This window comes from Pseudovibrio sp. POLY-S9 (assembly GCF_001431305.1).
Taxonomy (GTDB): domain Bacteria; phylum Pseudomonadota; class Alphaproteobacteria; order Rhizobiales; family Stappiaceae; genus Pseudovibrio.
On sequence record NZ_LCWX01000122.1, the window covers coordinates 33327 to 35531 of the forward strand.

Here is a 2205-nt window from a genome sequence, read left to right on the forward strand (position 1 = left end):
ACCCATGATCAGGTGGAAGCCATGACACTGGCTGATAAAATTGTGGTTCTACAGTCTGGCCGTATCGAACAGGTCGGCTCTCCGCGAGAACTCTATGAGCGCCCGGACAACCTGTTTGTGGCTCAGTTCATCGGCTCGCCAAAGATGAACATCATACCCGTTGAGTTCAGCGACAATACCTTCACGCTGGCAGGCTTCTCAGAGCAGCCATCGCCTTTCAGAGATAACGAAGGCACACCTGTAAAGCTGGGCATCCGTCCGGAACACATCAGTGTTGTTCCACCTGCAGAGGCTGCTGTAACGGGCACGGTGGAACACGTCGAGTACCTTGGTGCAGACCTGTTCATCTATGTTGCCGCCAAAGGGCTTGGCACCATCTTGGTCAGATTATCCGGTCTGGAGCACTACAGCGCAGGCGACACCGTCGGCCTCTCTTTCGACCCCGCCCTCACCCACTTCTTCGGGGCTGATGGCAAAGCCGTACGGGTGAACAGCGAGAAGGCAATAGAACCAGCCTGAAACAACAAGCAGTCCCGATAAACAAAAGGCTTGGGTGCTCACACATCCAAGCCTAACTTTTTAAGCCACTAAAACCCGCTTAGAAACGATAGGTGATACCAGCACCAACCAGCCAGGGATTCAGCTCAGCTGTGCCCTTCAGCTTGTTACTGCCAACTTTCACGTCAAAGTCTGGCTCAAGGAACAGCTTCTTGACGTCGAGGTTTACACCCCAGTTGTCATCAATCATGTAATCGAAACCAACCTGAAGCGCTGCACCAAATGTGTTTTCAATATCAAGATCATCAACATCGTTGGCATCTTGATTATAGAAAATCGTGTAGTTCACGCCCGCACCGATATAAGGCTTGAAAGCGCCAAAGTTGGTGAAGTGATACTGCAAAGTCAAAGTTGGCGGCAGGATCCATGTGTCTCCCACATCGGTACCAGCAAGAGCACCATCACCATCTACGTTTGCCCACGTCGTTCCCAAAATAAGCTCAGCAGCAATATTTTCAGTGAAGTAATAGGTGATATCCAGCTCGGGCACCACTGTGTTGGAATAGGACAGATCTGAGCCGGAAACACCATTAACGTGCCCGCTATCTTCAGTAATCACACCCAGAGCGCGCACACGGATCTGCCAAGGGCTCTTTTCAGATGCAGCCGCAGCAATGATATCTTCCTGTGGCACAGGCATATCTGCCGCCAGAACCTGACCAGCAGGCACCACCATCGCAGCAGTGACCATAAGGCCCATCACCCTTTTCAAACTCATCTCCACCTCCAGTTGTATAAGCGAGTTTTACACTTATTCCAATTATTGAGAGTGGAGTACGTGAGCATTGAGGTGCATCAAACCAGCATTGATAATATCAGTACTATTTATAATAGTAATTTTGCCAGATAAAAATTGTAAAATGTAGATTTCAAATAGACATTTCCTGTAAGAAAACTAGCACAACCGACAGAACACAACAAGACTAAGGAAACTCTCATCACTTCATTTCATCATAATAATTGATATGTAACCCATACAACAATGCCTCCTATCATTACAATCACCAGCTGAAAACACACAGGCTTCCCTCACTCCAACGTTTGTCACTGCGCCCAGAACCCGCTATGAAGTGGAGACTTCGTGCAGGCAGATCCGTAAGGCACACACCTTCCTTGCAACATCTGGCTCTGACCGAAGTCTCTTCAGTTTTAAGTCTACCGGGTTTTGTGAGTGGGGGAATAAATGGCTGCGCAGTGGTGCATCGGTCTGATGACCGGAACGGTAATGGACGGCAACGTCGACATCGCCATGCTGAAAACCGATGGACAAACCATCGAAGAGTTCGGCCCTTACACACTGGCAAGTTATCCCCCTGAAACCAGTCAGCTGATCGCCGAAGCCATGGCCGCCGCTCAGGACTGGAATTTCGCATCCGAGGAACCTGAAATTTTCTCACGAGCGGAGAAAGCACTCAGCGAGGGACAAGCCCACGCAATTTCACATTTCCTTTCAAAAAACTCCATTTCAACGCAAAATATTGCGTTAATCGGTTTTCACGGCCAAACCGTCCTGCACCGCGCACCCAAAGGCGGCCAAAAAGGCGCGACCCGCCAACTCGGTGACGGCCAGATCATCGCTGATATCCTCGATATTCCAGTGATTTACGACTTCAGAACGCAAGATATCGAAGCAGGTGGACAAGGCGC

3 protein-coding genes are annotated in these 2205 nt (G+C 49.7%); 2 read left to right on the forward strand and 1 reads right to left on the reverse strand.

Annotated elements, in window-relative coordinates; all coding sequences use genetic code 11:
• A partial coding sequence (locus PPL9_RS09660) for a TOBE domain-containing protein (RefSeq protein WP_152986657.1) occupies positions 1–519 on the forward strand: 519 nt, incomplete at its 5' end.
• Between the two features lie 79 nt (positions 520–598).
• Here PPL9_RS09660 and PPL9_RS09665 read toward each other — a convergent pair.
• Positions 599–1276 (reverse strand): OmpW family protein, encoded by a 678-nt coding sequence (locus PPL9_RS09665; protein WP_057462502.1) that lies wholly within the window; start codon positions 1274–1276, stop codon positions 599–601.
• A gap of 465 nt (positions 1277–1741) precedes the next feature.
• Between PPL9_RS09665 and PPL9_RS09670 the strand changes: the two genes are divergently transcribed.
• On the forward strand, positions 1742–2205 hold a 464-nt coding region (locus PPL9_RS09670; RefSeq protein WP_200962238.1), incomplete at its 3' end, for an anhydro-N-acetylmuramic acid kinase.

Bases quoted from the DNA above. Each gene is read 5' to 3' on its own strand.
- PPL9_RS09665 (WP_057462502.1), bottom strand. From the start codon at position 1,276: ATGAGTTTGAAAAGGGTGATGGGCCTTATGGTCACTGCTGCGATGGTG.